Raw genomic sequence first — 26,577 nt, forward strand, 5'->3', positions numbered from 1 at the left:
GCCGGCCGGCGGAAGGCGCGCTTTCGGGCGGTGCAGGGAACCCGGCTAGGCTGGAGGGGTGACCCAGACACTGCTCTCCGCCCTGACCACGGCCGGCGTCGGCGGCCCCGCCGCCAATTATGTCGAAGCCCGCACCGAGCCGGAGATCATCGACGCCGTCCGCGGAGCGGATGACGCCGGCGAGCCGCTGCTGATCATCGGCGGCGGCTCCAACCTGCTGGTCAGCGACGAAGGCTTCCCCGGCACGGTGCTGAAAATTGCGTCCGAGGGTTTCGCCGTCAACGCTGAAGACTCCTGCGGCGGCGTATCCGTCGTCGTGCAGGCCGGCCACAACTGGGATGCCCTGGTGGACCACGCCGTCAGGCACGCCTGGTCCGGCCTGGAAGCGCTGTCCGGGATTCCCGGCGCTACGGGCGCGACGCCGGTGCAGAACGTCGGGGCCTACGGCGCGGATGTCTCCCAGACCATCGCGGCGGTGCGCACCTGGGACCGGGAGCGCGGCGCCGTCCGGACGTTCACCAACGCCGAGCTGAAGTTCGGTTACCGCGATTCGATCCTGAAGCAGGCGACCGTGGACGGTTCCCCGCGCTACGTGGTGCTCACCGTCGAGTTCCAGTTGCCGCTGGGCCGGATGAGCGCGCCTATCCGGTACGCGGAGCTGGCCCGGGTGCTCGGCGTCGAGCCCGGCCAGCGCGCCTACGCCAACGATGTCCGGCGGGAAGTGCTGAAGCTCCGTGGCTCCAAGGGGATGGTGCTGGACCCGGAGGACCGGGACACCTACTCCACCGGTTCCTTCTTCACCAACCCGATCGTGCCGGACGAGGTCGCCGCGCGGCTTCCCGAGAACGCCCCGCGGTACCCCGGAGGCGCCGAGGGGCTGACCAAGCTCTCCGCCGCCTGGCTGATTGACCAGGCCGGCTTCGGCAAGGGTTTCGGCCTGGAACCCGGCAGCGTCTCCGGCGGCCGTGCCTCGCTGTCGACCAAACACACCCTGGCCATCACCAACCGCGGCGGCGCCAGCACCGCGGACCTGCTCTCCATCGCCCGCGAGGTGCGCCGCGGAGTCACCGAACGTTTCGGCATTGAACTGCACCCGGAACCGCTGCTAATCGGCGTCGGGCTCTAAGCCACATCCCCGGCGACGGCGCCGGTAGCCGTCGGTGCGGGTTCAGCCGCCGCTGCGGCGCGGGGTGACCTTGCTGAAGAGCATGAAGGTGAACCCGGAGGCCGCCGCGCCGAGCAGGAACACCTGGCAGAACGCTATCGACTGGGCGCTGGGACCGCTCCGCAGCAACAGGCCGGCACCGGCGAAGGCGACGGCGCCGGCCAGCAGGGCCAGCGAGCCGAGCAGGAAGCTTTGCACCGTTGCGGGGAACTCCGCCGCGGGATCGTGATCGGTCGCGGTCCGGTCGTTCTCCGGCCGGACGGGGGAGCGGGGCTGCAGCGTCGCCGCTGTGACGAAGCTGGCCATGGCCAGGACCATACTCCCGGTGGAGACCGCCTGGAACGTCGTCATGAGTGGGGAGAGGCGGGTTCCGCTGGCGATGGCAATGGCGAGTCCGGCTGCCATCCCGGCAGCGCTGGATGCCCAGCCCAGTAGGGCCAGCCTCCTGCACAGGGGCCGCAGGCGCGGCCATGTCTCAGCCAAAGTCACGAATCCACTTTAATCACGCCGGCTGGGCGCAGGCTGGGAGGGTGCGGGGAGGCAGCCGCGTGGGCCCGCGGCCGGATGCCGCCGGAGTGTCCGGCTCCGGTCCTAGGATGAGCTCATGGCAGCAACGGTGCGCACACGGTTGACCCGGCCCGTGTTGGGCAGACTCCGGCTGGCCGCCCAGGGGCTGGCGGGGCCCGGCTTCCGGACCGTGCCGGACGCGGTGCGGTCGATGCCGGCCCTGCAGGCGCAGGACCTGCAAGCGGCGCTGTGGGCCGTGGGACAACGGGTTCCGGGCTCACGCGCGGCCGAGGTCCGTGCGGCCTTGGACCGTGGCGAAATTGTCCGCTCCTGGCCTATGCGGGGGACCCTGCACCTGCTGGCACCGGAGGACTTGAAGTGGGTCCTGGAGCTCACCTCCGGCCGGCTCATCCGGAGTCTGGCCGGGCGGCACCGGGAGCTGGGCATCACCACGGCCGACGTCGACGCCGCCGCCGAAGCTGCGCTGCGCCGGGTGGCCGGCGGGAACCCGGCCAGCCGGGCGGAACTGTTCGGCGCCTTCGAGCAAGCCGGCCAGCCGACCGCCGGCCAGCGGGGAATCCACCTGCTGGCCATGCTGTGCCAGCAGAGGTTGCTGGTGCTGGGCCCGCTGGCCGGCAACCAGCAGCAGGTGGTGGCCTTCGATGAATGGATCAAGGACTCGCGGACCCTGGACCGTGAAGCGGGCGTCGCCGAATGGCTGCTGCGATACCTCCGCGGCCACGGCCCGGCCACTGTGCGGGATTTCGCCTGGTGGTCCGGCATTCCGCTCACCGAAACCCGGGCGGCTTTGGCCGCGGTGCGGGACTGCCTGGTGGAGCTGGAATTCGAGGGAACCCAGTACTGGCTTTCACCGGAGACCGCCGGGCTGCTCGACGCCGGTCTGCCCGCCCAGCGCGGTGTGCTGGCGCTGCCGGCGTTCGATGAGTTCCTGCTGGGCTACACGGACCGGTCCGTGGTGCTGCCTGCCCACCACGCGGACCGGGTCGTGCCCGGCGGCAACGGCGTGTTCAAGAAGACGCTGGTGGCCGGCGGTGCCGTGATTGGAACCTGGTCCGCGCCCGGAAACGGCCGGCGCGGCAGCGTGGTGCCGGAGCCTTTCGACGTCGTTAACGGACTGCGGCCTGCCGCTCAAAAATCCTTTGAGCGGCAGGCCGCGAAATACCGCCGGTTCCTGGGGCTGGAACGCCCCGGCGGCTAAAGCGTGCCGGTGGCGATTTTGAGCATGCGCCGCAACGGCTCGGCAGCGCCCCAGAGAAGCTGGTCGCCGACGGTGAAAGCGCTGATGTACTCCGGACCCATTTCGAGCTTGCGGATGCGTCCCACCGGGATGTCGAGGGTTCCGGAGGCCGCCACGGGGGTGAGGTCCGCCATCGAGGCTTCTTTGGTATTGGGCACGACGGTGGCCCACTCGTTGTCCGCGTCCAGGAGCTTCTCGATCTCGGCGACCGAGAGGTCCTCGCGGAGCTTGAGCGTGAGCGCCTGGGAGTGGGAGCGCATGGCGCCGATCCGGACGCACAGGCCGTCCATGATCACGCGGTCCGCGCCGGAGGTGCCCAGGATCTTGTTGGTCTCCACCCCGGCCTTCCACTCTTCCTTGGACTGGCCGTTGCCGAGGTCCGCGTCGATCCACGGGATCAGCGAGCCGGCCAGCGGCACCCCGAACTGGGTGGCGTCGATGTCGGTGCGCTGGTGCGCCAGGACCTTGCGGTCGATTTCGAGGATGGCCGACGCCGGGTCGTCCAGTTCACTGCTGACCTCGGCGTTCAGCGTGCCGAACTGGCTCAGCAGTTCGCGCATGTGCCGGGCGCCGCCGCCGGAGGCCGCCTGGTAGGTCATGGAGGTGCCCCATTCGACGAGGCCGTTCTTGAAAAGCCCGCCCAGGCCCATCAGCATGCAGGAGACGGTGCAGTTGCCGCCAATGTAGTCCTTGACGCCGCCGGAGAGGCCGGCGTCGATGACGTCGCGGTTGATCGGGTCCAGCACGATGATCGAGTCCTCGTTCATCCGCAGGGTGGAGGCGGCGTCGATCCAGAGTCCGTCCCAACCGCGGCCGCGCAGCTCGCCGTGGACCTTCTTGGTGTAGTCCCCGCCCTGGGCGGTGACGATGATGGGCAGCTTGGCCAGCGTCTCGACGTCGTACGCGTCCTCCAGCTTGCCGGCAGCGCCCGCCGCCGCACCGGCGACGGCCGGGGCGTCGCCTCCGGCGTTCGAGGTGGAGAAGAAGACCGGGTTGATGTTGGCGAAGTCGCCCTCGTCCTGCATGCGCTGCATCAGGACGGAGCCGACCATGCCACGCCAACCGACCAGTCCGACGGACGGGGTTGCTGCTGTAGTCATTGGCCCAGTTTAGACTTTGCGGCGGACGGGACGCAGTCGGTTACGTCACGGCCGTCCGCCTCGCGCGGCACCGCCCGGGGCAAGCTCCCCGTCAGTCCAGCTGCCGCGGGCTCGGTTCCGGAAGGCCGCGCTGGCGGCGGATGCGCCGGGCCGTGAATTCGGAGGCGGCAAGCCGGACGGCGTAGAGCACTCCGGCGGCACCAATCACGGTCAGCACGAGGGCGCCCCACAGCGGGCTTTCACCCCGCGAGGTGGGGGCGGCTACGAGGAAAACCGAGCACACGGTCACGGCGGCGAACACGGCCGCCAGGAGAACTAGCCCGGACGCAGTGGTGACGATCGGGCCGGACCCGGCGCGGGCAAAGCCGATCTCGTCCGCGGCGTAGGAATGCAGCCGGCCGCGGTCCATGGTCCTGGTCAGGAGCCGCTTCTCGCCGGCAGCCACGGCACGTTCGTGGCGGGCGCGGATCTCTTCGTCGTGCTGGTGGTCTGCCGCGTCTTTAGGCACGTGGTCCTCCCGTTTGATGGCGTGGATGTGGTCCGATTTCCCTGGCCTCGCCGGGGCTTCATTGAAGCCCCGGCTGCGTGACGGCGGCCCGGCCCCGCGAACTACTGCGGAACGTGCCCGGCGCCCGGCTCGGGTGCCCGCCGCTCTGTCCGCAGCTTTTTGGCGCGGTACTCGCCCCTTGCCATGCTGAAGAGGTACCAGGCTCCAAAACCTCCGAGAGCCGTCAGGAAGAGTGCGCCCCAGAACGGCTGCTCTCCCCGGCCCACGGGGCTGAGCAGCAACACCAGGGAAAGGAGGACCAGCAGTCCCATCACGGCACTGAGAATGCCCATGCCCCACCAGGAGCGGACCTGAGCCTGTCCGCGGCCGGGGGAGAACCCGATTTCGTCCGCGCGGTAACTGTGCAGGTCGCCGGTGTCGGTCCTACGCAGCACGCGCTTCTCGCCCCGTGCGAGCGCCTCCTTGTGGTCGGCATGCACCTCATCGTTCCGGCGTTCACGCTCGCGATCGAAGCTCACAGGCGCTGTCGTCGTTTCCCGCCGGTCACGGCTGTTCGCCGGGGAACGGGTAGCTGCTGTCCGGGAAATTCTCCCGGGTGAGCGGTATGCCGGCCGGGTGGGCCTCGAACCAGCGGCGCGCCTGGTCGTCCGTGACCGCGAACCGCGGCTTGGGCAGGCCCTTCAGCCGGCGCAGTTTGCCTGCGGCGGATTCCCTCCGAAGGGAGCGCAGTCCGAGCAGCCATCCACCGGTGAACAGCACCGTGCACGCGAGGAACAGCAGGGCCATGCCAACGTTCAGCCGCGCGATGGCGACGATCAACAGCACCGGAGCCAGGATCGCGGGGATGGTCATCAGCGCCGTCACCGTGACCAGGCCGGTGACGGTGTGGGCGGTGTAGTTACCGAAGGGCTGGGATCCGCCGATGCCCCACTCCTCCCGGGTGTAGGCGTGGACTGTATCGTCCATTCCCGTGCCGAAGTACCAGGGCCGGGAGAGCGCGGAACGGCGCCGCGGGGACTCAACCGTCACGGGGATCCTCCTTTGTTGACCGGCACGAACCGAGCTCCTGGAGGAGGCCGGCGTCGTCCAACGGAGCCGAGGCGGCTCCCACCTGGTCGTTCTCGGCGGTCGCACAAACCCAGCCGTCGTGGTCCTTGCGGACGAGGAGCTGCCGGCCGCCGCCGCCCGGCTCCGACCGGAGCCTGACCCCGCCATCCGGGTGTTCTGTGAGATGCTCGCGGATGACGTAGGCCTGCGCGGCCTCTGCAGAAATTGCCTCATCCTGGGGCAGCACGAACCAACTCTGCATGGTCCGCGGCTGCAGCAGGAACTTCGTTTTGGCCGTCTCGACGTGGAGCACGGAATCTCCCAGCTCAGCGCTGCGCAGGAGGTCGATCTGGGTCCAGCGTGCCGGGGTGGCCAGTGAGTAGGCGACTGCGTCCAGGCGGGAATCGAAGGATACGGCCGCGCCGTCCACTGTTGCCAGCCCCCGTGCGATCAGCGCGGAGAGCCCGGCCCGGACCACCTCGGGGTCTTGTGCTTCATCGTCCAGGCGCAGCCAGGACGCACTGATGCGGGCTGCCTCCGTGTCTTGGAGCTGCAGCAGGTACGCCATCTCGGCGACCCCCAGCCCCAACGAAATGTCAACGGCGCTCGGAGCACTCGTCATGTCAGTCATCCTCACAGTAGGGGTCGGTTAGAAACCGAAGAAGTCTTTGACGCCGTCGCCGATGTCTTCAACGGCACTTTCAGTAAAGTCACCGACGGCGTCGAAAGCTCCGTCGATGGCGTCTTTGGCGCCGGGAACCAGTTCGACGGCGGCCCAGGTACCGCCAATGACCATGCAGGTGACACCGACGGGCGGCGGCATGAAAGCTCCTACGCCGAGCGCGGTTTTGAGCCCGGATTTCATGGCATCACCGGTGTCGCCCTCGCGGATCGCATTCACGGTATCGAGCCCGTCCAGGGCGACGCCGACCCCGCCGAGGACGTGCCCGGCTGAGTTGAGGCCGAACTTGCTCAGGCCGCTGATGGGAGCGCCATCCGCTCCGCGCGCCATTTGGGCAAAGTCCCCGAACTTCCCGCTCAGCAGGTCTGAGGTGCCGGAGAAGAAACCGCGCATTCCGTCGGCCCGGGCCGCAGACTCCCACAGGTCTCCCCGCATCACCGCGGAGAGGGCGTCGAGCTTGTTTCCGCTGCGCCACAGCTCTGCGACGTCATCGCCATATCTGGCGGCGAACTGGGAGATGTCACGGAGGCCCAATGGCACCGTCTTGAGCCCGAGGACGCCGTTGTAAGCGTCCCAGCCCCCGCGGAACGGCGAGTCGGAGTTGCTGATCCAGTCGGGTCCCCAGGGGCTGTTGTTCCCGGCGCGGCCCTGGCCCCCGACGTTCCCGGAGGTGTAGGACCCCGGACCGCCGCCGGAGCCCGGAGCGGCGTTACTGGCCTTCTCCTGCTCGTCCGCGTGGGTCATGAGCCGCTTGGACTCTTCCTTGAGGGCGCGCGCTGTCTGCTGGATCAAGGCACGGTGGGTGCCGTTCCAGTCGGACTTGAACCGGGCGCTGTCGGTGCCCTTCCAGGAGGTGTTGTTGTTGATCGTGGACGTGAGGACCGAGGACTGCTGCAGCAGCGTCTCCGACGTCTTGCCGAAGTGCTGCGCGAGCGACCGAAGCTGGGCGACGTCGGCGCCCCACAAGTTTCCTGCCATGTTGGCAACCCCCTTTACGGGCAACAGCCTAACGGGCCGCTGCCAAACCGCACTCATCCCGGACGGACGCACTGTGGTTCAAAGAATCTGACCGGCCCAATCTAGCCGGGCCGGAGGAATGCCGCGATGGGGTGTTCTCCCCATCACGTCCGGGCCGGAGGCCCGGTGCTGCTAGTCGCCGTCGGACTCTGCCAACAGTGCGCTCTTGCGCCGGCGCAGGGCGGCCATGGCACCAAAAGCGAAGATCTGGGTGACGATGACCAGCACAATCGCCCCGGCGATCTTGTTGCCGCCCAGGATCATGGTCAGGCCCACGATCGCGGAGAGCAGTGCCAGTAGCGGCAGCAGCATGTAGCCGAGGACGAACAGGGTTTCGGGTCTGCGCAGCATTTACTTTGCCTCGGTCCGGCGCCACAGGGTGATGCGGTAGCGGGTGCCGTTGGCCGCGGTCAGCCAGCCGTCGGCCGGAAGGCTTGATTCGGCGGCCCAGTCGTAGCCCAGTTCCGGGGCGAAGGTGTCGCCTTCCGCCGAGGTGTCGATGGTGGTGACGACGGCGACGTCCGCCAGGTCGAGGGACTGTCCGAAGATTTCACCGCCGCCGATGATCCAGACCATTTGGTGGCCGGGAGCGAATTGTGATTCCAGCAGGGCGTCGTCGAGCGACTTCACCGCCAGGGCGCCTTCCGCCTCCGGGGTGTCGCCCCAGCCTTCCTGCCGGGTGATGACGATGTTGGTCCGGCCGGGCAGCGGCCGGTACTTGTCGGGGAACGATTCCCAGGTCTTGCGGCCCATGATCACCGGGTGCCCGGCGGTGAGGCGGCTGAAGTGCTGCATGTCCTCGGGCAGGTGCCAGGGCATGCCGCCGGCCTGGCCGATCACGCCGGTGCTGGTCTGTGCCCACACCAGCCCGAGCCCGGTGACGGTGCCGCGCAGTTGTTCGGTGTATTCGACGGGTTCCATGGGCCTGCTCGTCTCCCTGTTCTGATGGGGCTCGGGGGTCATACGGCGATCGGGGCCTTGATCGTGGGGTGGTGCTGGTAGCCGACCACCTCGAAGTCCTCGAGCGTGTAGTCGAAGATGGACGCCGGCTTGCGGGTGAACCGCAGCTGCGGGTAGTCATACGGGGCGCGTTCCAGCTGGGTGCGCACCTGCTCGAGGTGGTTGTCGTAGATGTGCACGTCGCCGCCGGTCCAGACGAACTCGCCCGGTTCAAGCCCGGTCTGCTGGGCCAGCATGCAGGTCAGCAGGGCGTAGGAGGCGATGTTGAACGGCACGCCCAGGAAGGTGTCCGCGGAGCGCTGGTACAGCTGGCAGGAGAGCTTGCCGTCCGCGACGTAGAACTGGAAGAAGGCGTGGCACGGCGGCAGCGCCATGTCCTTGAGTTCGGCCACGTTCCACGCCGAGACAATGTGGCGGCGCGAATCGGGGTTGGACTTGAGGTTCTCCACCAGCTCTGCGATCTGGTCGATGTTGCCGCCGTCGGGGGTGGGCCACGAGCGCCACTGCACGCCGTAGACCGGGCCGAGTTCGCCGTCGGCGTCTGCCCATTCGTCCCAGATGGTGACGCCCTGGGCCTGCATCCACTTGACGTTGCTCTCCCCGCGCAGGAACCACAGCAATTCGACGGCCACGGACTTGAAGTGCACGCGTTTGGTGGTGATCAGCGGAAAGCCCTGGGCCAGGTCGAACCGGAGCTGCCTGCCGAACACGCTGCGCGTTCCGGTCCCGGTGCGGTCCGACTTGTGCGTGCCGTGCGCCAGGACATCGCGCAGCAGGTCTTCATAAGGCGTTGGGATGCTCACGGTTCCAGTCTACTGAGTCGGGCTCGACCCCGGGCCAGCAGGGCTCCGGGGTCAAGGATGCTAGTCGTCGAAGGGACGGAACTGCTCGACGGCCACGACCTTGCCCTTGGTGTGCGAGACGTGGCAGACGATCATCTCACCCGGGCTGAGGTAGGGGTCGTTGGCCGGCAGGAGGGCGCGGAGCCGGGAGTTCATGTGCCGGCCGAGCTGGGCGAAGACAGTTGGCAGGGCGGGCCGGTGGGTGCACAGCGCCACGGCCCGCTCCTTGTCGAAAAGCGACTCGACGACGTTCGCGGTCTTGTGCGGACTGCGCCCGTGCAGATGCTCGGTCAGCGACTCGTTCAACTTCACCTTGGCATCCGCAGCCTTGGCGTAGGGTGCCACGGTCGCGACGCAGCGCAGCCACGGACTCGTCACGATCCGGGGCGGCTTCCACGCCTGCAGCAGCCGGCCCACCGCCTGGGCCTGGCGGGTCCCGGTGGCGGCCAGCGGGCGGTCGCCCTCGGCCTTGGACCAGGACGAGCGGGGTTTGGCCTTCGCGTGCCGGATCACCAGCAGCGGCCAGGTGTCGAGTTCATTGCGGGCGTGGGCGGCGACAAGGTGCTCCAGCGGCGTGCGGTCGCTGGGGTTGCTCAGCAGGGTGGCCGCTTTTTCCGGCGCGCACCACATGACGCTGTCCACTTCCTTGCCGTCGGGCCGCAGCGCCGCGCCGTCGACGTCGACGGCCCAGTAGTGCACCACTTTCAGCCCGGCGGGCACGTGGTAGTGGATCGGCGGCAGCGGGATGCCCAGCGGGGCCCGAAGGCCGATCTCCTCCTCCACCTCGCGCGCGGCGCATTCGGGGACCGTCTCGCCCGGATCCAGTTTGCCCTTGGGCCAAGACCAATCGTCGTAGCGCGGCCGGTGGATCAGCAGGACCTCCAGCCGGTCCTTCTTGATGCGCCAGGGGATGGCGCCGGCGGCCACGACGGCGATTTTCTCGCCGGGGTGGTCGGTCTGGTCCGCGACCAGGGAATCGCTGCTCACTGCCGGCGGCCCTAGCGCAGACTCGCCGAGCGCTGCCGCGAACGCGACGCGAGCAGCCAGGACTGGACGTCCTGCAGGGCGGTGCCGTCCTCCGCAAGGTGGTGCCGGACCCATTCACCGCTGCTGTCCAGGTGCCAGCTGGCGGTTTCCGGGTCAAGGTACCGGCGGAGCATGTCCAGCACGTAGGCGGTGTCGTCGCCGCTGCTGAGCTGCACCAGCGCCTCCACCCGGCGGTCCAGGTTGCGGTGCATCATGTCCGCCGAGCCGATGTAGACCACCGGGTCGCCGGCGTTGGCGAAGGCGAAGACTCGGGAGTGCTCCAGGAAACGGCCCAGGATCGAGCGCACGGTGATGTTCTCGCTGAGGCCGGGCACGCCGGGACGCAGCGAGCAGATGCCGCGCACAATGACGTCGACCTTCACGCCGGCCTGGGAGGCCCGGTACAGCGAGTCGATGATGGCTTCGTCCACCATCGAGTTGACCTTGATCTGGACCCGGGCGGCGATCCCGGCCCGGGCGTTGCGGATCTCGGTTTCGATCCGGTCTATCAGCCCGGAACGGACCGAGCGCGGGGCGACCAGCAGGCGCTTGAAGGTGGACTTCGGTGCGTAACCGGAGAGCTGGTTGAAGAGCTTGGACAGGTCCTCGCCCACCTGCTCGTTGGCCGTCAGCAGGCCCAGGTCCTCGTAGTAGCGGGCCGTGCGCGGGTGGTAGTTGCCGGTACCGATATGGCAGTACCGGCGCAGCCCGTCCACCTCCTGGCGGACGACCAGGGAAAGCTTGCAGTGCGTCTTAAGCCCGACAATCCCGTAGACCACGTGCACGCCGGCCTGCTCCAGCTTCCGGGCCCAGGAGATGTTGGCCTGTTCGTCGAAGCGGGCCTTGATTTCCACCAGGGCCAGCACCTGCTTGCCGGCCTCGGCCGCGTCGATCAGGGCATCGACGATGGGGGAGTCGCCGGAGGTGCGGTACAGGGTCTGCTTGATGGCCTGGACCTTCGGGTCCGCTGCGGCCTGCTCCAGGAAGGCCTGCACGGAGGTGGAGAACGAATCGTAGGGGTGGTGCAGCAGGATGTCGCGCCGGCGCATGGCGGCGAAGACGTTGGCCGCCTTGGAGGTTTCCGATTCGTTGAGGTACCGGGAAGTATGCGGGACGTGCTTGGGGTAGTGCAGGTCCGCTCGGTCGATCCCCGCGATGACGGAGAGGCCGCGGAGGTCCAGCGGGGCCGGGACGGAGTAGACCTCGGATTCCTCCACGCCGAGTTCGCGGATCAGCAGCGCCCGGATGTTGGGGTTGATGTCGTTGGTGACCTCGAGCCGGACCGGCGGGCCGAAGCGGCGGCGCAGCAGTTCCTTCTCCAGCGCCTGCAGCAGGTTCTCGGCGTCGTCCTCTTCGACTTCCACGTCCTCGTTGCGGGTGACGCGGAAGGTGTGGTGCTCCAGCACCTCCATCCCGGCAAAGAGTTGGTCGAGGTGGACGGCGATCACTTCCTCGAGCGCGATGAAGCGCGCCACCCGGCCGGGCACGGAGCCGGCGCGCGGGCCGTCGATGGAGATCAGGCGCGGCAGCTGGTCCGGGACCTTGACGCGGGCAAAGAGTTCCTTGTCGCTGACCGGGTTGCGGACGACGACGGCGAGGTTCAGTGACAGCCCGGAGATGTAGGGGAACGGGTGGGCCGGATCCACGGCCAGCGGCGTGAGGATCGGGAAGACCTTCTCCGCGAACATGGCGCTGAGCTGGTCCTTGGCCTGGTCGTCGAGCTCTTCCCAGTGCATCAGGTGGATGTGTTCGTACGCCAGCGCGGGCCGGATCTGCTCCGCGTAAACCTGGGCGTGGCGCTGCTGGAGGCGGTGCGCGGCCTCGCCGATCTGCTCCAGCACCTGCATGGGGCTCAGCCCGGCGGGGGAGGGCACGGCCAGGCCGGTGGCGATGCGGCGTTTGAGGCCGGCGACGCGGACCATGAAGAACTCATCCAGGTTGGACGCGAAGATGGACAGGAAGCTGACCCGTTCCAGCAGGTAGAGATTGGGGTCCTCGGCGAGTTCCAGCACGCGGGCGTTGAAGGCCAGCCAGCTCAGTTCCCGGTCCAGGAACCGGTCGGGGCTGATGTCGCCCTCCGGTTCCAGGTTCGGCGCGAATTCCGGGATGTCGATCCGGTCCTGGGTGGCCCGGGAGGCGGGCACCTCTGAGGAACCGAACCGGGCCCGCGCGGGACGTCCGGCCTTGTCCGTCGTTGCGGCTTCAGACGTGGCTGTCCGGGCGGATTCCCGTTGCATGGACTCTCCTAGGGCTGGCGCGATTTAGCTTCAACCTTACAAGGAATCCCCTGCGGATGACCCCAGGTTTCGACGGCCGCGGGCGCCCGGCCGCAGCCGCGGCTAGCGGCCTTCCAGCGGCGCGTACATGACGTCCATGTCCCAGCGCGAGAAGCCCAGCCGGTGGTACAGGGCGACGGCCGGGATGTTGTCGGCGTCGACGTAGAGCATGACGGCGTGCAGGCCCTGCTGCTGCAGGTACCTGATCCCGGCAACGGTCAGCGCCTTCCCCAGCCCGGTGCCCTGGGCGGCGGGGACGACGCCGACGGCGTACACCTCGCCGATCGCCGGGTGCTCGCCGTGCCGCGGGTGCACCTTGGTCCAGTGGAAGCCGAGGATGGTCCCGGCGGCGTCGACCGCGAGCAGGAAGCCTTCGGGGTCAAACCAGGGCTCGGCCATCCGCGCCGCCAGGTCCGCGCGCGTCATGCCGCCTTGCTCCGGGTGGTGGGCGAAGGCGGCGCGGTTGGCGGCAAGCCAGCCGTCCTCGTCCTGTCCCGGCTGGAAGCTGCGCAGGCCCACGCCTTCGGGCAGGGGGACGTCGGGCAGGTCCGCGGCGGCCGTCGCGAGCCGCATCTTCCACAGTTCGCGCACCGGGCCGTAGCCGTACCGGGCGGCGAGGTCGGCCGCGGCCTCATGGTTCCCGTGCGACCAGGCCTTCAGCCCCGCGAAGCCGCGCACCCTTTGCAGTTCCCCGACCAGCCGGTCCGCCACGCCCTGGTTGCGGTAGCTGGGGTGGACCGCTACTTCCAGTACGCCCGTGCCGTCCGATTCTTCGATGACGACGGCGAAGCCGGCGAGGTCATTGCCGCGTTCCGTGCCGGGCGTGCCGGTCCCGGTCGCGGCGTCGTCCCGCCCGGAATAGTCCGGCGGGTACAGCGCCAGGGCCAGCACCGTGTGCGGGCCGGCGTCGCCGGCGCGGAGCGTGACCAGGGTCTGCTCGGACAGCGGCGGGTTGCCGTCGGATTCCTCCGCCGCGGCCACGAGGGCCTTGACGTCGCGCAGCAGCTGTTCGCCGACAGCTCCCTGCACGGTGAGGACTGGCCAGTTCTCCGGATGCGCGGGACTCATGGTGCAAGGCTATACGCACGCCGCCGGGCGTGCGCGGAGCCGTCGATTTGTGGCATCGGGGGTGGGGCCGTATAGTCGTTAACTCATCCGGCTGATCGGTTCGAGGCTCTGGCCCCGGGACGCGGACGGAAGATGAGGGGGATCCACCACTGGGGTGGCCTCGATACGTTCGACCCGTATGTCCTCCACTGAAGTTATAGAAGAAGCCCCGGACCATGGTCCGGGGCTTCTTGCGTTCCGCAGCGTATGGCGTGCGGAGCTAGGCTTCGGTCAGCTCCTCATCCGGCTGCCGGACGAGCGTCAGCCGGTAGCCGACGTTGCGCACCGTGCTGATCAGGTTCTCGTGGTCGGCGCCAAGCTTGGCCCGGAGCCGGCGGACGTGCACGTCCACGGTGCGGGTGCCCCCGTAGTAGTCGTAGCCCCATACTTCGGTGAGCAGCTGCTGGCGCGTGAAGACCCGTCCCGGATGCTGGGCCAGGTACTTGAGCAGTTCGAACTCCTTGAACGTCAGGTTCAAGGCGGCGCCGTTGACCCGGGCGGTGTAGCTCGCCTCGTCGATCACGACGCCGGCGGCCCGGATCTCGCTCGGCGTGTCCTCCTGGTCCGGGACGGCCCGGGCGATGCCAAGACGGATGCGCGCCTCTACCTCGGCCGGTCCGGCCGATTCCAGCAGGATGTCGTCGACTGCCCACGCCGAGGAGACAGCCGCCATGCCCCCCTCGGTCAGGATGAGCATCAGGGGGGCGCTGAGCCCGGTAGCCTTCAGCAGCTGGGTGAGGGAGCGGGCGCCCACCAGGTCCTTGCGGGCATCCAGCAGGACGATGTCGCAGGGATCGGTGTCCAGCAGTGCCGTCGGTTCGGCGGGCAGGATGTGGACGCGGTGATTAAGCAGTTCCAGCGCAGGCAGGACGTCCACCGATGACCCGGTGCTGTTCGTCAGGAGCAGGATGTGCGACATGGTTCCTCCAAGGGGTGTCCGCGCATCATTGGGCGTCTGAGCCGGGCTCTCACCGGCCGGTACTGTACTTCCGGACGGTGGCCTGCCTGCGGCTGCCGGAGGAAGCGTAGCTGAGCCTTGAGTATACCCAAATGGCACTTCGCAGACACTGTCCCGCCGCTCCGTCCGGGCCCTTTTGCGACACAAAACGTTCACATAGGGCAGGATTGAACCGTCGGGGCCTGTAGCCGCCGGCGGAGTCGAGCTGGCCGGGCACGGTCCGCAGTGAGCGAAGGTACCGGTTGATCGTGGCTAAGGTGATGATGGGCGTCCGCACCGCGGATGCCCTCTGGAGGCGGACAGGGGGGAGCGGACTGTGAGGTCCCGAAGCGTAGGCGTCGTCGGCTTGGCCGGGCTCGCCGCAATCGTCGCCGGGGCCTATGCCGCTCCCGGGGCCCTGCTGGCCGTCGCTGTCGTGACGGCCGCCTGCGTGGGCATCGGCTGGCCACATTTCCTCGGCATCCCGGCCAAGAAGACCCTCGCCGTGCTGATCGGGCTCCCCGGCATCGGATCCGCCGTCGCAGCGAGCTATCTGCCCCCTCCGGGCTTCCTGGACTGGACGCCCGCCTTCGTGGCCGCCGGCGTGATGGCGGTCTTCGTCATGCAGCTGATCCGCGGCACCGGCCAGGCCCAGCGCCTGGAGTCCACGCTGGGTTCCTGCGCCGGCGTCCTGCTGTCCTGCCTCGGCGCAGGCTGGATCGCCTCCGCACGTTTCAACGGGGTCCGGGAAATGCTGCTCATCGCCGCGATCAGCGCCGCTATCGCCCTGCTGGCCGGGCTGATCCGCTGGCCGGACCGGATTGTCGCCCCGCTGGGCATCGCCGGCGCCGGGCTGGCCGGTCCGCTGGCGGGACTCGTGCTGTCCGACATCGCCGTCCTGCCCGCGGCCCTGGTCGGCGTCGTCGTCGCCGCCGTCCTGGTCAGCTTCCGCCGCCTGGTGATCATCCGCGGCGCATCCCTGAACTTGCCGGCGGTGCTGGGCATGGGCCTGGCGCCCGTCTCGGCGGTCGGCTCCCTGGCTTACTTCATAGACAAACTCCTCATTATCTAAGCGTTAGGATGGCATCATGTCCGTACTTGCATTTGAGATCTTCTTCCTTGTCCTGCTCGCCGTCGCCGGCCTTTCCATGGCCTGGTTCGCCGGCTTCGTGGTGTACCGGCTCTTCAAGGGCCAGAAGTAAACGCCACCCCTCAACACCGTCCAGAATCCGTAGTTTCCGGAGGTAGCTGCCGTGCCGATTGAAATTCCTACCGATCTGACGCCCGAAATCGTTCCGCTGTCCTGGCTCATCGGTGAGTGGGAGGGCCGGGGCCGGCTCGGCGCCGGAGAAGAGGATTCCGAGCACTTCCTGCAGCACGTGTCCTTCACGCACAACGGCCTGCCCTACCTGCAGTACCGCGCCGAGTCCTGGCTGACGGACGATGAAGGCGTCAAGCTGCGCCCGCTCACCGTCGAGACCGGGTTCTGGGCCCTCGAACGGAAGCAGCGGGAGGAAGACGGCGGCCCCGGCCTGATCCCCGCGGACATCGTTCCCGTGCTCAAGAGCGCCGACGAGGTGGAGGAGCTGCGCAACAGCGACGGCGGTTTCGACATCACCGTGTCCATCTCGCATCCCGGCGGCATCTCGGAGTTGTACTACGGGCAAATCAAGGGTCCGCAGATCCAACTCAGTACCGACATGGTGATGCGCGGGAGCCACTCCAAGGAATACACCGCCGCCACCCGGATTTTCGGGCTGGTGGAAGGCCAGCTGCTGTGGCGCTGGGACGTCGCCACCGGCACGGGCTCCACGCCGGGCGCCGGCCTGGAAGCCCACGCCTCCGCGATCCTGAGCAAAGTGTCTTAACCCGCCGCGCCGGCCGGAGGCCGGGGTCCCACTGGTTTTCCGTTGGTCCGCAGCGAACCTAAGGAGCACCACCATGAACGACACCTCCAGTGGCTCCGGCGGCGCGCCGGCGGAGCCGGGCACCTACAGCGACCTGAAGGCCGTCTTCTTCAACGGCACCCTCAAACGCTCCCCGGAGACCTCCAACACGCAGGGGCTGATCGACATCAGCCGCGCGATCATGGACAAGCAGGGCGTGACCACCCGCGTGATCCGCACGGTGGACCACGACATCGCCGCGGGCGTGTACCCGGACATGCGCGAGCACGGCTGGCCAAGTGACGACTGGCCGTCCCTCTACCCGGCGGTCAGGGAAGCGGACATTGTGGTGGTCGCCGGCCCGATCTGGCTGGGGGACAATTCCTCGCAGACGAAAAAGCTGATCGAACGGCTCTACGCGCACTCCGGTGAGCTGAACGCCAAGGGGCAGTGGGCGTTCTACCCCAAGGTGGGCGGCTGCCTCATCACGGGCAACGAGGACGGCATCAAGCACTGCGCCATGAATGTGCTCTACAGCCTCCAGCACATCGGCTTCACCATTCCGCCGCAGGCCGACGCCGGCTGGATCGGCGCGGTCGGCCCCGGCCCCAGTTACCTGGATGAAGGCTCGGGCGGGCCGGAAAGCGACTTCACCAACCGCAACACGACCTTCATGACCTGGAACCTGCTGCACCTTGCCCGGATGCTCAAGGACGCCGGCGGCATTCCCGCGTACGGCAACCTGCCGGAAGCCTGGAAGGCCGGAACCAGATACGACTTCGAAAACCCGGAATACCGCTGAGCGCGGAGGACTTCTACTTCATATGACTACTCCAAGCCCCCTGCTTTCGCGCCCGGGCGCCGTCGAAGCTGCCGGGGCCGACGCCGGCGTCGCGGCCCACTACGGAGCGCCGCTGCGCGAGCAGCGCGCCCTGGCGGCGGGCACCGCCGTCGTCGACCTCTCCCACCGCGGCGTGGTGACCGTCAGCGGGCCTGACCGACTGAGCTGGCTCAACACGCTGTCCTCCCAGCAGCTCACCGACCTCGCGCCGGGCCGGTCCACCGAGCTGCTGCTGCTCAGCGTGCAGGGACGGATCGAATTCGACGCCCGCGTCCTGGACGACGGCGCCACCACCTGGCTGCTCGTGGAGGCGGCCGAAGCCGCGCCGCTGGCCGACTGGCTCAACCGGATGAAGTTCATGCTCCGGGTCGAGATCGCCGATGTGTCCGCCGAGTGGGGCGTCGTCGGATCCACCCGGCCGGTGCCGGAATGGTCCGGGCTGCTGGTCTGGGAAGACCCCTGGCCGCACGTCGGTCCCGGCGGCTACTCCTACGCCGTGGCCGCAGAGGACGTCCATCCGGGCCTGGAGAGGCCCTGGTATGAATACCTGGTACCCGCCGCCGAGCTGGAAGCCACCATCGGTGACCGGCCGCTGGCCGGGAGCCTGGCCGCCGAAGCACTGCGGATCGCCGCCTGGCGTCCCCGCTGGGGAGCCGAGACCGACGACAAGACCATCCCGCACGAGCTCGACCTGCTCCGGACCGCCGTGCACCTGGCCAAGGGCTGCTACAAAGGCCAGGAGACCATCGCCCGGGTGCACAACCTGGGCCACCCGCCGCGGCGGCTCGTGTTCCTGCAACTGGACGGCTCCCAGCACACCCTGCCCGCCGCCGGCAGCGCCGTGAAGGCCGGGGAACGGAACGTCGGAACCGTCACCTCCGTAGCCCAGCACTACGAGATGGGCCCCGTCGCCCTGGCCGTCATCAAACGCTCCGTCGCCCCCGACGAGGTCCTGACCGTGCTCGACGGCGACGAGCCCTACACCGCCGCGCAGGAACTGATCGTTGCCCCCGACGCGGGGCAGGTCGTCGGCCGCCAGACCGGCTTCCTCCGGGGCCCGCGGTGAACGGCGAGACAGCGCCTCCGGCGGACCACGGCGGGACCGCCGCCCCGGACGATGAGGCCGTGGCCCTGGCGCACACCCTCTTCGACGCCGCCCGCGAAGGCAATTCCGCCCTGCTGGGCGGCTACCTGGCCGCCGGTGCCCCCGCCACGCTGACCAATGCGGCGGGAGATTCGCTCCTCATGCTCGCGGCCTACCACGGCCACGCGGACACGGTGAAGCTGATCCTGGCGCACGGCGCCGACCCCAACACGGCCAACGACCGGGGCCAGACGCCGCTGGCCGGGGCTGTCTTCAAGGGCTACCCGGAGGTCGTGCAGGCGCTCGTTGCCGCCGGCGCCGATCCCGACGCCGGCAGCCCCTCCGCGCGGGCGGCCGCCCAGATGTTCGCCCGGGACGACCTCCTGGCGCTCCTCGGCTGAGCACCGCAGCACAACCAACAACTTCAGCAGGCACCACGCACCCTAAGGAAGCTCCAATGGAACACGTCGCGCGGCCCTGGGCGGCCCTCTGGTCCCTCGTCATAGGTTTCTTCATGATCCTGATCGATACCACCATCGTGTCGGTGGCCAACCCACGGATCATGGAAGGCCTCAACGCGGACATCAACTCGGTGATCTGGGTGACCAGTGCCTACCTGCTGGCTTACGCCGTGCCGCTGCTCATCACGGGCCGCCTGGGCGACCGTTTCGGGCCCAAGAAGCTGTACCTGGCCGGGCTCGCCGTCTTCACCCTGGCCTCGCTGTGGTGCGGGCTCTCCGGCGATGTCCAGACGTTGATCGAAGCCCGCATCCTGCAGGGGCTCGGAGCCGCGATGATGACGCCGCAGACCATGGCCGTCATCACCCGGATCTTCCCGCCGGACCGCCGCGGCGCGGCCATGGGCATCTGGGGCGCAACGGCGGGCGTGGCCACCCTGGTCGGGCCGATCCTCGGCGGCGTGCTGGTGGACGGGCTGGGCTGGGAATGGATCTTCTTCATCAACATCCCGGTCGGCATCGCCGGCTTCTTCCTGGCCCTGCGCTACGTGCCCGCCCTCAGCACCCACCCGCACAAGTTCGACATCCCCGGCGTGCTGCTGAGCGCCCTGGGCCTGTTCCTGCTGGTCTTCGGCATCCAGGAAGGTGAAACCTATAACTGGGGGACCATCACCGGCCCGATCACCGTCTGGGGCCTGATCATCGGCGGCGTCGTCGTCCTGGCCGCCTTCGTGGCCTGGCAGCGGTTCAACAAGGGCGAGCCGCTCCTGCCGCTGGGCCTGTTCAAGGACCGCAACTTCTCGCTGGCCAACGTGGGCATCACCACCGTGGGCTTCACCGTGACGGCCTTCGGCCTGCCGCTGATCTTCTACTACCAGGTGGTCCGCGGCCTGACCCCGACGCAGTCCGCCCTGATGATGATCCCGATGGCCGTGATCTCCGGCGCCCTCGCGCCCGTCGTGGGCCGGATCATCGACCGGGTCGACCCGAAGTTCATCACCGCGGCGGGCCTGACGCTGATGTCCGCTGCCCTGTTCTGGAACGCAACCCTGATGCACCCGGACACCCCCATCTGGCTTTTCCTGCTGCCGAGCGCGGTGCTGGGTTTCGCGAACGCCGGCATCTGGGCGCCGCTGAGCTCCACCGCCACCCGCAACCTGCCGCCGCGCCTGGCGGGGGCCGGCTCCGGCGTCTACAACACCACCCGCCAGATCGGTGCGGTCCTCGGCAGCGCCGCCATCGCCGTGCTCATCCAGGCGCGGCTGGCCGCCGAGCTCCCCGCCGCCCCGGGCGGGGCGGGCAAGGCCGAACCGATGGCTTTCGGGGGCAAGCTCCCGGAGGCGCTGCACGAAGGATTCTCGAACGCGATGGGCCAGTCGATCATGCTGCCCGCCGCCGTCATCCTGCTGGGCGCCGCCGTGGCGCTGTTCTTCGCCAAGCCGCAGCAGCAGACCTGGGGCACTCCGGCCGCGGTCCCGGCGGAACCGGGCGTGCCCGCCGTCGCAGCGGATGCCGAGGCCCGGCGCGGCTAGGCCGACGCCGCGGCGAACTCCCGCCGGGACCGGCTAGCCCAGCAGCACGCTGGTGTGGATGCCGCCCGTGGTGAAACCCAGGCTGCGGGCCAGGGCAAGTGAGCCCTGGTTGCTCACGTCGGTGCGCCACTGCAGTGTCAGGCCGGACGCCAGGGCCTCGTGGGCGGCAATCGACGCCGCGAGCCGCCCGAGGCCGCGCCGTCGCCATTCCGGGGCGACGAGCACTCCGAGCTGCGCCAGCAGGCCTTCCCACTCGGTGTAGGCCCCGCAGGCCACGGGGGTGCGGCGGCCGTCGTCAATGTGCATGATCGTGAAGCGGTGCTCAAGGTCCGCGAGTCCGACCTCGTTGACATCATCCGGCGGGCACAAGGCCTCGAGTTCGATGGCCTCCGGGCTCCCGTGCGAGACGGTGAGCTCCTCGGAGGGCTGCTGAAGGGGCAGGTCGTCGGCGAAGAACAGCGCCGCGGCCCCGAGCCCGTGGCCGCCGTGCCCGCGGCTCAGGGTCAGCAGAGTCACATGCTGGGCCAGTTCCTCATCGGACAGGCCGGCCGCGGCGTCCAGGGCCCACTGCGGCCCGACGAGCGCTGAGCTGCCAAACAGACGGATGAACTGTACGCTGCGGGCGGCGTCGTCGGCCCGGGTGAGGCGGCGGCCCCCGGCGGCCGCGAACGCGCCGTCGTTGAACCCCAGGCGCCGGGCCCAGGCGAGCTGGATGATGTCGACGGAACCGGGCGCAAGAGTCATGCACCAACCCTACCCAGCGGCCGCCCGCATCCGGGAAACCCGGGCGGGCGGCGCCGGGAGCACCCCGCGGGGAGGGCTCAGCCGAAGAGGACGGCGGCTTCCTCGTAGCGGTGCTCGGGGACGCTCTTGAGGTTGCCGAGGGCGGCGTCGAAGCCCACGTGCACGATGTCGGTGCCGTTCAGCGAGACCATGGTGCCCCAGCGCTGCTCGACCACGGAATCGATCGCCGCCATGCCGAGGCGGGTGGCGAGGACCCGGTCGAACGCCGTGGGTACGCCGCCGCGCTGGATGTGGCCGAGGACCGTCGCCCGGGTTTCGATGCCGGTGCGGGCCTCAAGTTCGGGGGCGAGCAGTTCGGCGATGCCGCCGAGCCGGGGCCGGCCGAACGTGTCCAGCCCGCGTTCGGAGTGCGGGGCCTGCTGCCCCTCGGGGACGAAGCCCTCCGCGACGACGACCAGCGGGGCGCGTCCGCGGTCGCGGGCGGAGACGACCCACTCGGTGATTTGTTCCATCGAGACCTTCTGCTCCGGGATCAGGATGGCGTGGGCGCCGGAGGCCATGCCGGCGTGCAGGGCGATCCAGCCTACGTGCCGCCCCATCACCTCGGCGATCATGGTCCGGTGGTGGGACTCGCCGGTGGTGCGCAGCCGGTCGATCGCCTCGGTGGCGATCTCCACCGCGGTATCGAAGCCGAAGGTGTAATCGGTCGCGTCGAGGTCGTTGTCGACGGTCTTGGGCACGCCGACGATCTTCAGGCCGGCGTCGGTCAGGCGCTTGGCGGCGGCGAGGGTGCCTTCGCCACCGATGGCGATGATGGCGTCGATGCCCAGGCGGTCCATGTGGGCCTTGATGACCTCGGGGCCGCCGTTGTTTTCGAACGGGTTCGTGCGGGAGGTGCCGAGGATGGTGCCGCCCTGCTTGGCGATGCCGCGGACCATCGTGCGGGGGATGTCGATGACGTCGCCCTCGACGACGCCCCGCCAGCCGTCCAGGAATCCCACGAATTCGTGGCCGTGGACCGCGATGCCCTTCAGTACGGCGCCGCGGATGACCGCGTTCAGTCCGGGGCAGTCTCCGCCGCTGGTGAGGATTCCAATTTTCATGTCTCGGCTCAAATCCTGGTTCGAAGGTATACAGGCAGAGCGCCACGCTGAGCTCACCTAGAAGTGTACTGGCGCATGTGGGGCAGGACACAAACCGCGTCCACCGCCATGGGCATGAACGCCCGATGCCCCCGCCGGGGTGGCGGGGGCATCGGGAGGGTACTGAAGTTCCGGCGCGGGTCAGGGCCGTCCGGCCCGCCGTTCCAGGAAGGACTCAAGCACGATCGCGTTGCGCTGGTCCGGCAGGACCAGCCAGGCGGCGAGATAGAACACGAAGGCCGGGCCGGGCAGCAGGGCGAAGAGCAGAAACGCGATCCGGACGAAGGCGGCGTCGACGTTCAGTTTGGCGGCGATCCCGCCGCACACGCCGCCGAGCCAGCGCTCCGGGCCGCGCTTCAGGCCGAGGCCCCGGACGATGCTGAAGAATTTTTCCATGGTTCAAGACTTCCCGTTCGTAGTGTCTTTGTCACGTCCGCGGGCGGACAGCAGCCCGCCGACCACCAGCGCGGCGCCGGCGCCGATCATCAGTCCGATCAGCACGTAGGTGCCGTTCAGGGCCACCAGGCCCAGGCGGGAGATGACGGTCAATGCGGCCAGGGCGATGATGATCAGGCCCCACACCACGGTCCCCACGCGGGGGCGGGTTGCGTCGGGCTCCGCGGAGCCGGCCGCCGCGTCCGGCAGGTCCGCTGCCGGGTGATAGCTGTTCATGTCAGTTCCCTTCCCTCACGGTGATGTTGCTCAGCGTGCCGGAGACCTTGACGATCAGCCGGGCGCCGGGTTTGTCCGTGTTGTAATCGTTTTCCTGGGTGGTGATGCCGCCGTGGTTGCCTCGGCTGTCGTTCAGGTTGCCCATCGTCATGTCCGCCTCGAGCTGCACGGGGACGGTGGCGGGGATGGCGATCACGACGTTGCTTGCCGTCACGTCCAGCCGGACCACGACGTCGGAGGCCAGCGGCGCGGTCAGGTTCAGCTTGGTCAGGTCCACGGTGCCGGTGGCCCCGGTCATCTCGAAGCCGTCCCGGGCCTGTTCGATGCTGGCGGGGACCCAGTCGATGTTCTGGAACCGTGCCCGCTCAGCGTAGGGGGCGAGATTGAACACGCCGCCAATAATCAGTGCCACCACCGCGAAGAATCCCAGGATGCCGCCGGTCCGGCCCCTGAGTCCGGAGACCAGGATGCCCAGCCCCAGGACGGCGACGCCGCTCGCCCAGGCCACAGCGTCCGTTGCCCCGCCCAGGAAGATGATGCCGGCGGCGTCGAGGGCCTTGATCCCGCCGCCGACCAGGAGGGCGAGACCGGCGGTGACAGCCACTGCCGGGGTGCCGGGACCCAGGTTGCGGGGCTTCGGGGCGGGGCGCGGGGCCGTGGCGGCCGGGCGGTATCCGCCGGAAGGCGGCGGGGTGTAGCTGCCCCCGGCCGGAGCCGGAACCGGCTGGTAGCCGCCGGCTGTGGCTGTGGCCGGGTGGTATCCGCCGTCGGTGGCCGTGGCCGGGTGGTACCCGGCGTCGGCGGGGGAGCCAGCCGCGACCGGCGACGTCCGGCCGGTGCCGGACGGTGGGGTCCCCGGCGCTCCGGAGCCGGGCGGCGTCGCGGCGTCGCGCGTCTTGTTGCGCTGGGTCAGGTAGTAGATGGCGTAGATGGCCCCGCCGACCCAGAACACGGTCCAGACGAAGGCGCCGAAGCCGTATCGGTCCCAGCCCCAGACGCCGCCGCCCAGGCTGGGGAAGCCGATGAGCGTCGTGATCAGGGCCCCGGTCATTCCGGTACTCCAGCGGCCGGCGGCTGCCTCCTGGACGTGGATGCGTCCGTCGGGCTCCGGCAGCAGCGCCCAGGCGAGCCCGTAGAGCAGGACACCGACCCCGGCGAAGACGGTCAGCACGATCAGGATGCCGCGCACAATCAGGGGGTCCACGCCGAGGCGCTGGGCGATGCCGCTGGCGACACCGCCGATCCAGCGCTCGCGGCCCCGGTGGATGCCGTGGCTGCGGATCCAGTCAAAGAAGTTCTGCCCTGCCGCCGGGGTGGGGGCAGCCGGTGGCGGGGTCGAACCCGAGTAGGAGGGATACGGGCCGCCGGGCGGGTAGAGCGGCGGAACGTCGCCGGCGGTGGCCCCGGGACCGTGGCCGGTACCGCCGGACGCGGGCGTGGGCATGGTGCCGGTGGCCTCGAAGCCGTCGGGTGACGTGGGGCCTGCCGGGGTCTCCGGCGTGGTGTCCGAAGCGTCGTCCGGGCCGCCTGGAACGGTCGGGCCCTCATCTGGATGCGGAGTGTGCGGATTCATACTTCGATCCTCCCGGTCCGTGCGCCGCCGCTCTACTGGGGAAGACCCTGAACGGCCCCTGAGTGGCCCCCGGTTCGGACCGAATCCGGCTCCGGGAAGCCCCGACCCGTGCTTGGATTGAGCCATGACAACAGCCGTATCCCGTCCGCCGTTGACCCGCGGCGGTGACCGCGTCATCGCGGGCGTCTGCGCGGGTCTGGCCAACCACCTCGGCTGGCCGGTGCGGATGGTCCGGATCGGCATGGTGGTCGCCGCGCTCGCGGGCGGGGCCGGAGTAGCCTTCTACGCCTGGCTCTGGATCATGGTGCCCACCGCGGATGAGAGCGCGACACGCGGCGCCCGGCAGCCGGCGTCGCCCATTGCCCCGGCAGTGAGCGCACCGGCCGACGGCGGACCCGGCCCCGGCGCACCGGGGGCCGGTCCCGGAACCTGGCGGCCCCGGCTCCCGGGCATGCCTTATGGCAAGGAAATCCTGCTGGGCGCCGGGCTGCTGCTGGCGGCGGGCATCCTGGTCGCGCGGCTTGCGGGCCTTGATGTCCCGCTCGGCACCCTGATTCCGGTGGCGGCGATTCTGGGCGGCGCGGCGATCGCCTGGATGCAGCTGGATGAAACCCGGCGCGCGGGCATCATGGACAAAGCCAAGGCCGACCAAGCCGGCGGGTGGGCCCGGCTCGCGGCCGGGCTGGGCCTGGTGGTGGCCGGTGTGCTGCTGATGGTCTCCGGCTCCGGCTCGTGGGAACAGACCTGGCTGGCCCTGCTGGCGTCCGTGGCCGTGCTGGGCGGCGTCGCCCTGGTGCTGCTGCCGTGGGGCCTGAAGTTCTGGCGCGACCTCGAGGCCGAGCGGGCCGGCCGCGTGCGGGCTACCGAACGGGCTGAAATCGCCGCGCACCTGCACGATTCGGTGCTGCAGACCCTGGCACTGATCCAGCGCCGGGCCGGCAACGAGCACGACGTCGTCCGCCTGGCGCGCGCCCAGGAACGCGAGCTGCGCGGCTGGCTCTACCGCGACCCGGACCGGGGCGCGGGCCAGCTCTCGGACCGGATCAAGGAGGCCGCCGCCGAGGTCGAGGACTCCCTGGGCCACGCCGTCGAGGTCGTGACGGTGGGGGACTGCGGCATGGATGAGCGTACCGAAGCCCTCGTCCAGGCGGCCCGCGAGGCCATGCTCAACGCTGCCCGGCACGGCGGCGGGGCAGTCTCGGTCTACCTGGAAGTCACCGATGACGCCGCCGAGGCCTTCGTGAAGGACCGCGGGCCGGGATTTGACCCGGGCTCGATCCCGCCGGACCGCCTGGGCGTCCGGGAATCCATCATGGGTCGGATGCGGCGCCACGGCGGCACCGCCGCTATTGCCAGCGGCCCCGACGGAACCGAGGTGCGGCTCCGGCTTCCGCTCACCGGTGCGGCAGCCCCGCACGGCGCCGGGAACAACGGCAACGGGACCTACGGTGCCGGCGACAACGGAGAGGAACCACAGTGAGCAACCAGCCATTGGGCAACGGTGCGGAGTCCGTGCCGGCCGCGGCCACCCGGGTGGTGATCGTCGATGACCACGCGATCTTCCGGTCGGGACTGAAGGCAGACCTCGACCCGGACATCCTCGTCGTCGGCGAGGCCGGCACCGTGGAGGAGGCCGTGGCTGTCATCGCGGCGGCCCGGCCCGACGTCGTCCTGCTCGACGTGCACCTTCCCGGCGGGCTCGGGGGCGGCGGACGCGACGTCCTGGCCGGTTCCGCGGCGCTGCTGGGCACCACCCGCTTCCTCGCCCTGAGCGTCTCGGACGCCGCGGAGGACGTCGTCTCGGTCATTCGCGCCGGTGCGAGGGGCTACGTCACCAAGACCATTTCCGGGGCCGAGATCAGCGACGCGGTGCGCCGGGTGGCGGGCGGCGACGCGGTCTTCTCGCCCCGGTTGGCGGGGTTCGTCCTCGACGCGTTCGGGACCGCCCCGGCTGAGATCGCCGACGACGAACTGGACCGGCTTTCGGCCCGCGAACTTGAGGTGATGCGGCTGATCGCACGCGGTTACAGCTACAAAGAAGTGGCCAAGGAACTGTTCATCTCGATCAAGACGGTCGAAACCCATGTGTCAGCAGTGCTGCGCAAGCTGCAGCTCTCCAGCCGGCACGAGCTGACCCGCTGGGCCGCGGAGCGCCGCCTGCTCTAACCCAAAGATGCGCTATCACTTGGGGTCCTCAAAACCTGCTGATGAGG

General features: G+C 69.4%; 29 protein-coding genes. 10 read left to right on the forward strand and 19 right to left on the reverse strand.

Annotated features, from left to right (window positions below):
- The first annotated feature begins 58 nt into the window (after nt 1–58).
- Nucleotides 59–1,126: a UDP-N-acetylmuramate dehydrogenase gene (locus ASG71_RS05955; RefSeq protein WP_056737765.1), complete on the forward strand. Its 1,068-nt coding sequence runs from the start codon at nt 59–61 to the stop codon at nt 1,124–1,126.
- A 42-nt stretch (nt 1,127–1,168) separates the two neighbouring features.
- Here the strand turns inward: ASG71_RS05955 and ASG71_RS05960 are convergent, their stop codons facing one another.
- The gene (locus ASG71_RS05960; RefSeq protein ID WP_235563941.1) at nt 1,169–1,570 is read right to left on the reverse strand and encodes a hypothetical protein; all 402 of its coding nucleotides are present in this window, start codon (nt 1,568–1,570) and stop codon (nt 1,169–1,171) included.
- Between the two features lie 199 nt (nt 1,571–1,769).
- Between ASG71_RS05960 and ASG71_RS05965 the strand changes: the two genes are divergently transcribed.
- Nucleotides 1,770–2,891, forward strand: coding sequence for a winged helix DNA-binding domain-containing protein (locus ASG71_RS05965; RefSeq protein WP_056737767.1), 1,122 nt, complete (start codon nt 1,770–1,772; stop codon nt 2,889–2,891).
- Here the strand turns inward: ASG71_RS05965 and asd are convergent.
- The 13 genes from asd to ASG71_RS06030 form a co-directional block, all read right to left on the reverse strand.
- Nucleotides 2,888–4,030 (reverse strand): aspartate-semialdehyde dehydrogenase, encoded by a 1,143-nt coding sequence (gene asd, locus ASG71_RS05970; RefSeq protein WP_056737768.1) that lies wholly within the window; start codon nt 4,028–4,030, stop codon nt 2,888–2,890. The two genes, ASG71_RS05965 and asd, sit on opposite strands and share 4 nt — an antisense overlap.
- A 91-nt stretch (nt 4,031–4,121) precedes the next feature.
- Nucleotides 4,122–4,538 carry a hypothetical protein gene (locus ASG71_RS05975; RefSeq protein WP_235563942.1) on the reverse strand — a complete coding sequence of 139 codons (417 nt, stop codon included), beginning with the start codon at nt 4,536–4,538 and terminating at the stop codon, nt 4,122–4,124.
- A gap of 101 nt (nt 4,539–4,639) precedes the next feature.
- Nucleotides 4,640–5,056 (reverse strand): hypothetical protein, encoded by a 417-nt coding sequence (locus tag ASG71_RS05980; RefSeq protein ID WP_056737769.1) that lies wholly within the window; start codon nt 5,054–5,056, stop codon nt 4,640–4,642.
- 25 nt (nt 5,057–5,081) lie between these two features.
- Nucleotides 5,082–5,567: a hypothetical protein gene (locus ASG71_RS05985; RefSeq protein WP_056737770.1), complete on the reverse strand. Its 486-nt coding sequence runs from the start codon at nt 5,565–5,567 to the stop codon at nt 5,082–5,084.
- Nucleotides 5,557–6,207 carry a hypothetical protein gene (locus ASG71_RS05990; protein WP_056737771.1) on the reverse strand — a complete coding sequence of 217 codons (651 nt, stop codon included), beginning with the start codon at nt 6,205–6,207 and terminating at the stop codon, nt 5,557–5,559. The genes ASG71_RS05985 and ASG71_RS05990 overlap by 11 nt, the downstream gene beginning before the upstream one ends.
- A gap of 27 nt (nt 6,208–6,234) precedes the next feature.
- A complete protein-coding gene (locus tag ASG71_RS05995) occupies nt 6,235–7,245 on the reverse strand; it encodes a WXG100 family type VII secretion target (protein WP_157366247.1) in 1,011 nt (336 codons plus the stop codon).
- Between the two features lie 171 nt (nt 7,246–7,416).
- A complete protein-coding gene (locus tag ASG71_RS06000; protein WP_056737773.1) occupies nt 7,417–7,635 on the reverse strand; it encodes an NF038396 family protein in 219 nt (72 codons plus the stop codon).
- Nucleotides 7,636–8,205: a dihydrofolate reductase gene (locus ASG71_RS06005; protein WP_056737774.1), complete on the reverse strand. Its 570-nt coding sequence runs from the start codon at nt 8,203–8,205 to the stop codon at nt 7,636–7,638.
- Between the two features lie 38 nt (nt 8,206–8,243).
- Nucleotides 8,244–9,047, reverse strand: a complete 804-nt coding sequence (locus tag ASG71_RS06010; protein WP_056737775.1) for a thymidylate synthase — start codon at nt 9,045–9,047, stop codon at nt 8,244–8,246.
- Between the two features lie 60 nt (nt 9,048–9,107).
- Nucleotides 9,108–10,073: an NUDIX hydrolase gene (locus ASG71_RS06015; protein ID WP_056737776.1), complete on the reverse strand. Its 966-nt coding sequence runs from the start codon at nt 10,071–10,073 to the stop codon at nt 9,108–9,110.
- Nucleotides 10,074–10,084: 11 nt separating this feature from the next.
- Nucleotides 10,085–12,349 (reverse strand): RNA degradosome polyphosphate kinase, encoded by a 2,265-nt coding sequence (locus tag ASG71_RS06020; RefSeq protein ID WP_056737777.1) that lies wholly within the window; start codon nt 12,347–12,349, stop codon nt 10,085–10,087.
- A 102-nt stretch (nt 12,350–12,451) separates the two neighbouring features.
- Entirely contained in the window at nt 12,452–13,456 is a 1,005-nt protein-coding gene (mshD, locus tag ASG71_RS06025) for a mycothiol synthase (protein ID WP_056737778.1), read from the reverse strand.
- 259 nt (nt 13,457–13,715) lie between these two features.
- Nucleotides 13,716–14,414 carry a winged-helix domain-containing protein gene (locus ASG71_RS06030; protein ID WP_056737779.1) on the reverse strand — a complete coding sequence of 233 codons (699 nt, stop codon included), beginning with the start codon at nt 14,412–14,414 and terminating at the stop codon, nt 13,716–13,718.
- 355 nt (nt 14,415–14,769) lie between these two features.
- Between ASG71_RS06030 and ASG71_RS06035 the strand changes: the two genes are divergently transcribed.
- The 6 genes from ASG71_RS06035 to ASG71_RS06060 all read left to right on the forward strand — a co-directional run bounded on the left by ASG71_RS06035 (nt 14,770) and on the right by ASG71_RS06060 (nt 20,233).
- A complete protein-coding gene (locus ASG71_RS06035; RefSeq protein ID WP_056737780.1) occupies nt 14,770–15,504 on the forward strand; it encodes a hypothetical protein in 735 nt (244 codons plus the stop codon).
- A 181-nt stretch (nt 15,505–15,685) separates the two neighbouring features.
- Complete coding sequence (locus tag ASG71_RS06040) at nt 15,686–16,300, forward strand: FABP family protein (protein WP_056737781.1); 615 nt, start codon at nt 15,686–15,688, stop codon at nt 16,298–16,300.
- Between the two features lie 73 nt (nt 16,301–16,373).
- Nucleotides 16,374–17,120 (forward strand): flavodoxin family protein, encoded by a 747-nt coding sequence (locus ASG71_RS06045; RefSeq protein ID WP_056737782.1) that lies wholly within the window; start codon nt 16,374–16,376, stop codon nt 17,118–17,120.
- Nucleotides 17,121–17,142: 22 nt separating this feature from the next.
- A complete protein-coding gene (locus ASG71_RS06050) occupies nt 17,143–18,225 on the forward strand; it encodes a YgfZ/GcvT domain-containing protein (RefSeq protein WP_056737783.1) in 1,083 nt (360 codons plus the stop codon).
- A complete protein-coding gene (locus tag ASG71_RS06055; protein ID WP_056737784.1) occupies nt 18,222–18,644 on the forward strand; it encodes an ankyrin repeat domain-containing protein in 423 nt (140 codons plus the stop codon). Before ASG71_RS06050 ends, ASG71_RS06055 begins: the two co-directional genes overlap by 4 nt.
- Before the next feature lie 56 nt (nt 18,645–18,700).
- Nucleotides 18,701–20,233 (forward strand): DHA2 family efflux MFS transporter permease subunit, encoded by a 1,533-nt coding sequence (locus tag ASG71_RS06060; protein WP_056737785.1) that lies wholly within the window; start codon nt 18,701–18,703, stop codon nt 20,231–20,233.
- Nucleotides 20,234–20,266: 33 nt separating this feature from the next.
- Here the strand turns inward: ASG71_RS06060 and ASG71_RS06065 are convergent, their stop codons facing one another.
- From ASG71_RS06065 to ASG71_RS06085, 5 genes are all read right to left on the reverse strand, one after another.
- Nucleotides 20,267–20,977: a GNAT family N-acetyltransferase gene (locus tag ASG71_RS06065; RefSeq protein ID WP_056737786.1), complete on the reverse strand. Its 711-nt coding sequence runs from the start codon at nt 20,975–20,977 to the stop codon at nt 20,267–20,269.
- A 77-nt stretch (nt 20,978–21,054) separates the two neighbouring features.
- Complete coding sequence (locus ASG71_RS06070) at nt 21,055–22,080, reverse strand: 6-phosphofructokinase (RefSeq protein WP_056737787.1); 1,026 nt, start codon at nt 22,078–22,080, stop codon at nt 21,055–21,057.
- A 180-nt stretch (nt 22,081–22,260) separates the two neighbouring features.
- Nucleotides 22,261–22,515, reverse strand: a complete 255-nt coding sequence (locus ASG71_RS06075) for a PspC domain-containing protein (RefSeq protein ID WP_056737788.1) — start codon at nt 22,513–22,515, stop codon at nt 22,261–22,263.
- 3 nt (nt 22,516–22,518) lie between these two features.
- Entirely contained in the window at nt 22,519–22,791 is a 273-nt protein-coding gene (locus ASG71_RS06080; protein ID WP_056737789.1) for a hypothetical protein, read from the reverse strand.
- 1 nt (nt 22,792) lies between these two features.
- Nucleotides 22,793–24,364: a PspC domain-containing protein gene (locus ASG71_RS06085; RefSeq protein ID WP_056737790.1), complete on the reverse strand. Its 1,572-nt coding sequence runs from the start codon at nt 24,362–24,364 to the stop codon at nt 22,793–22,795.
- A gap of 124 nt (nt 24,365–24,488) precedes the next feature.
- Between ASG71_RS06085 and ASG71_RS06090 the strand changes: the two genes are divergently transcribed.
- Both ASG71_RS06090 and ASG71_RS06095 read left to right on the forward strand, forming a co-directional pair.
- Nucleotides 24,489–25,844, forward strand: a complete 1,356-nt coding sequence (locus tag ASG71_RS06090) for an ATP-binding protein (RefSeq protein ID WP_056737791.1) — start codon at nt 24,489–24,491, stop codon at nt 25,842–25,844.
- Between the two features lie 53 nt (nt 25,845–25,897).
- Entirely contained in the window at nt 25,898–26,530 is a 633-nt protein-coding gene (locus ASG71_RS06095) for a LuxR C-terminal-related transcriptional regulator (protein WP_056738569.1), read from the forward strand.
- Nucleotides 26,531–26,577: the final 47 nt, after the last annotated feature.

Source organism: Arthrobacter sp. Soil763 (genome assembly GCF_001428365.1).
In the GTDB taxonomy this organism is placed as follows: Bacteria; Actinomycetota; Actinomycetes; order Actinomycetales; family Micrococcaceae; genus Arthrobacter.

Bases quoted from the DNA above. Each gene is read 5' to 3' on its own strand.
- ASG71_RS05960 (WP_235563941.1), bottom strand. From the start codon at position 1,570: ATGGCAGCCGGACTCGCCATTGCCATCGCCAGCGGAACCCGCCTCTCC.
- ASG71_RS05965 (WP_056737767.1), top strand. From the start codon at position 1,770: ATGGCAGCAACGGTGCGCACACGGTTGACCCGGCCCGTGTTGGGCAGA.
- asd (WP_056737768.1), bottom strand. From the start codon at position 4,030: ATGACTACAGCAGCAACCCCGTCCGTCGGACTGGTCGGTTGGCGTGGC.
- ASG71_RS05990 (WP_056737771.1), bottom strand. From the start codon at position 6,207: ATGACGAGTGCTCCGAGCGCCGTTGACATTTCGTTGGGGCTGGGGGTC.
- ASG71_RS05995 (WP_157366247.1), bottom strand. From the start codon at position 7,245: ATGGCAGGAAACTTGTGGGGCGCCGACGTCGCCCAGCTTCGGTCGCTC.
- ASG71_RS06000 (WP_056737773.1), bottom strand. From the start codon at position 7,635: ATGCTGCGCAGACCCGAAACCCTGTTCGTCCTCGGCTACATGCTGCTG.
- ASG71_RS06005 (WP_056737774.1), bottom strand. From the start codon at position 8,205: ATGGAACCCGTCGAATACACCGAACAACTGCGCGGCACCGTCACCGGG.
- ASG71_RS06020 (WP_056737777.1), bottom strand. From the start codon at position 12,349: ATGCAACGGGAATCCGCCCGGACAGCCACGTCTGAAGCCGCAACGACG.
- mshD (WP_056737778.1), bottom strand. From the start codon at position 13,456: ATGAGTCCCGCGCATCCGGAGAACTGGCCAGTCCTCACCGTGCAGGGA.
- ASG71_RS06030 (WP_056737779.1), bottom strand. From the start codon at position 14,414: ATGTCGCACATCCTGCTCCTGACGAACAGCACCGGGTCATCGGTGGAC.
- ASG71_RS06045 (WP_056737782.1), top strand. From the start codon at position 16,374: ATGAACGACACCTCCAGTGGCTCCGGCGGCGCGCCGGCGGAGCCGGGC.
- ASG71_RS06050 (WP_056737783.1), top strand. From the start codon at position 17,143: ATGACTACTCCAAGCCCCCTGCTTTCGCGCCCGGGCGCCGTCGAAGCT.
- ASG71_RS06060 (WP_056737785.1), top strand. From the start codon at position 18,701: ATGGAACACGTCGCGCGGCCCTGGGCGGCCCTCTGGTCCCTCGTCATA.
- ASG71_RS06065 (WP_056737786.1), bottom strand. From the start codon at position 20,977: ATGACTCTTGCGCCCGGTTCCGTCGACATCATCCAGCTCGCCTGGGCC.
- ASG71_RS06070 (WP_056737787.1), bottom strand. From the start codon at position 22,080: ATGAAAATTGGAATCCTCACCAGCGGCGGAGACTGCCCCGGACTGAAC.
- ASG71_RS06075 (WP_056737788.1), bottom strand. From the start codon at position 22,515: ATGGAAAAATTCTTCAGCATCGTCCGGGGCCTCGGCCTGAAGCGCGGC.
- ASG71_RS06080 (WP_056737789.1), bottom strand. From the start codon at position 22,791: ATGAACAGCTATCACCCGGCAGCGGACCTGCCGGACGCGGCGGCCGGC.
- ASG71_RS06085 (WP_056737790.1), bottom strand. From the start codon at position 24,364: ATGAATCCGCACACTCCGCATCCAGATGAGGGCCCGACCGTTCCAGGC.
- ASG71_RS06090 (WP_056737791.1), top strand. From the start codon at position 24,489: ATGACAACAGCCGTATCCCGTCCGCCGTTGACCCGCGGCGGTGACCGC.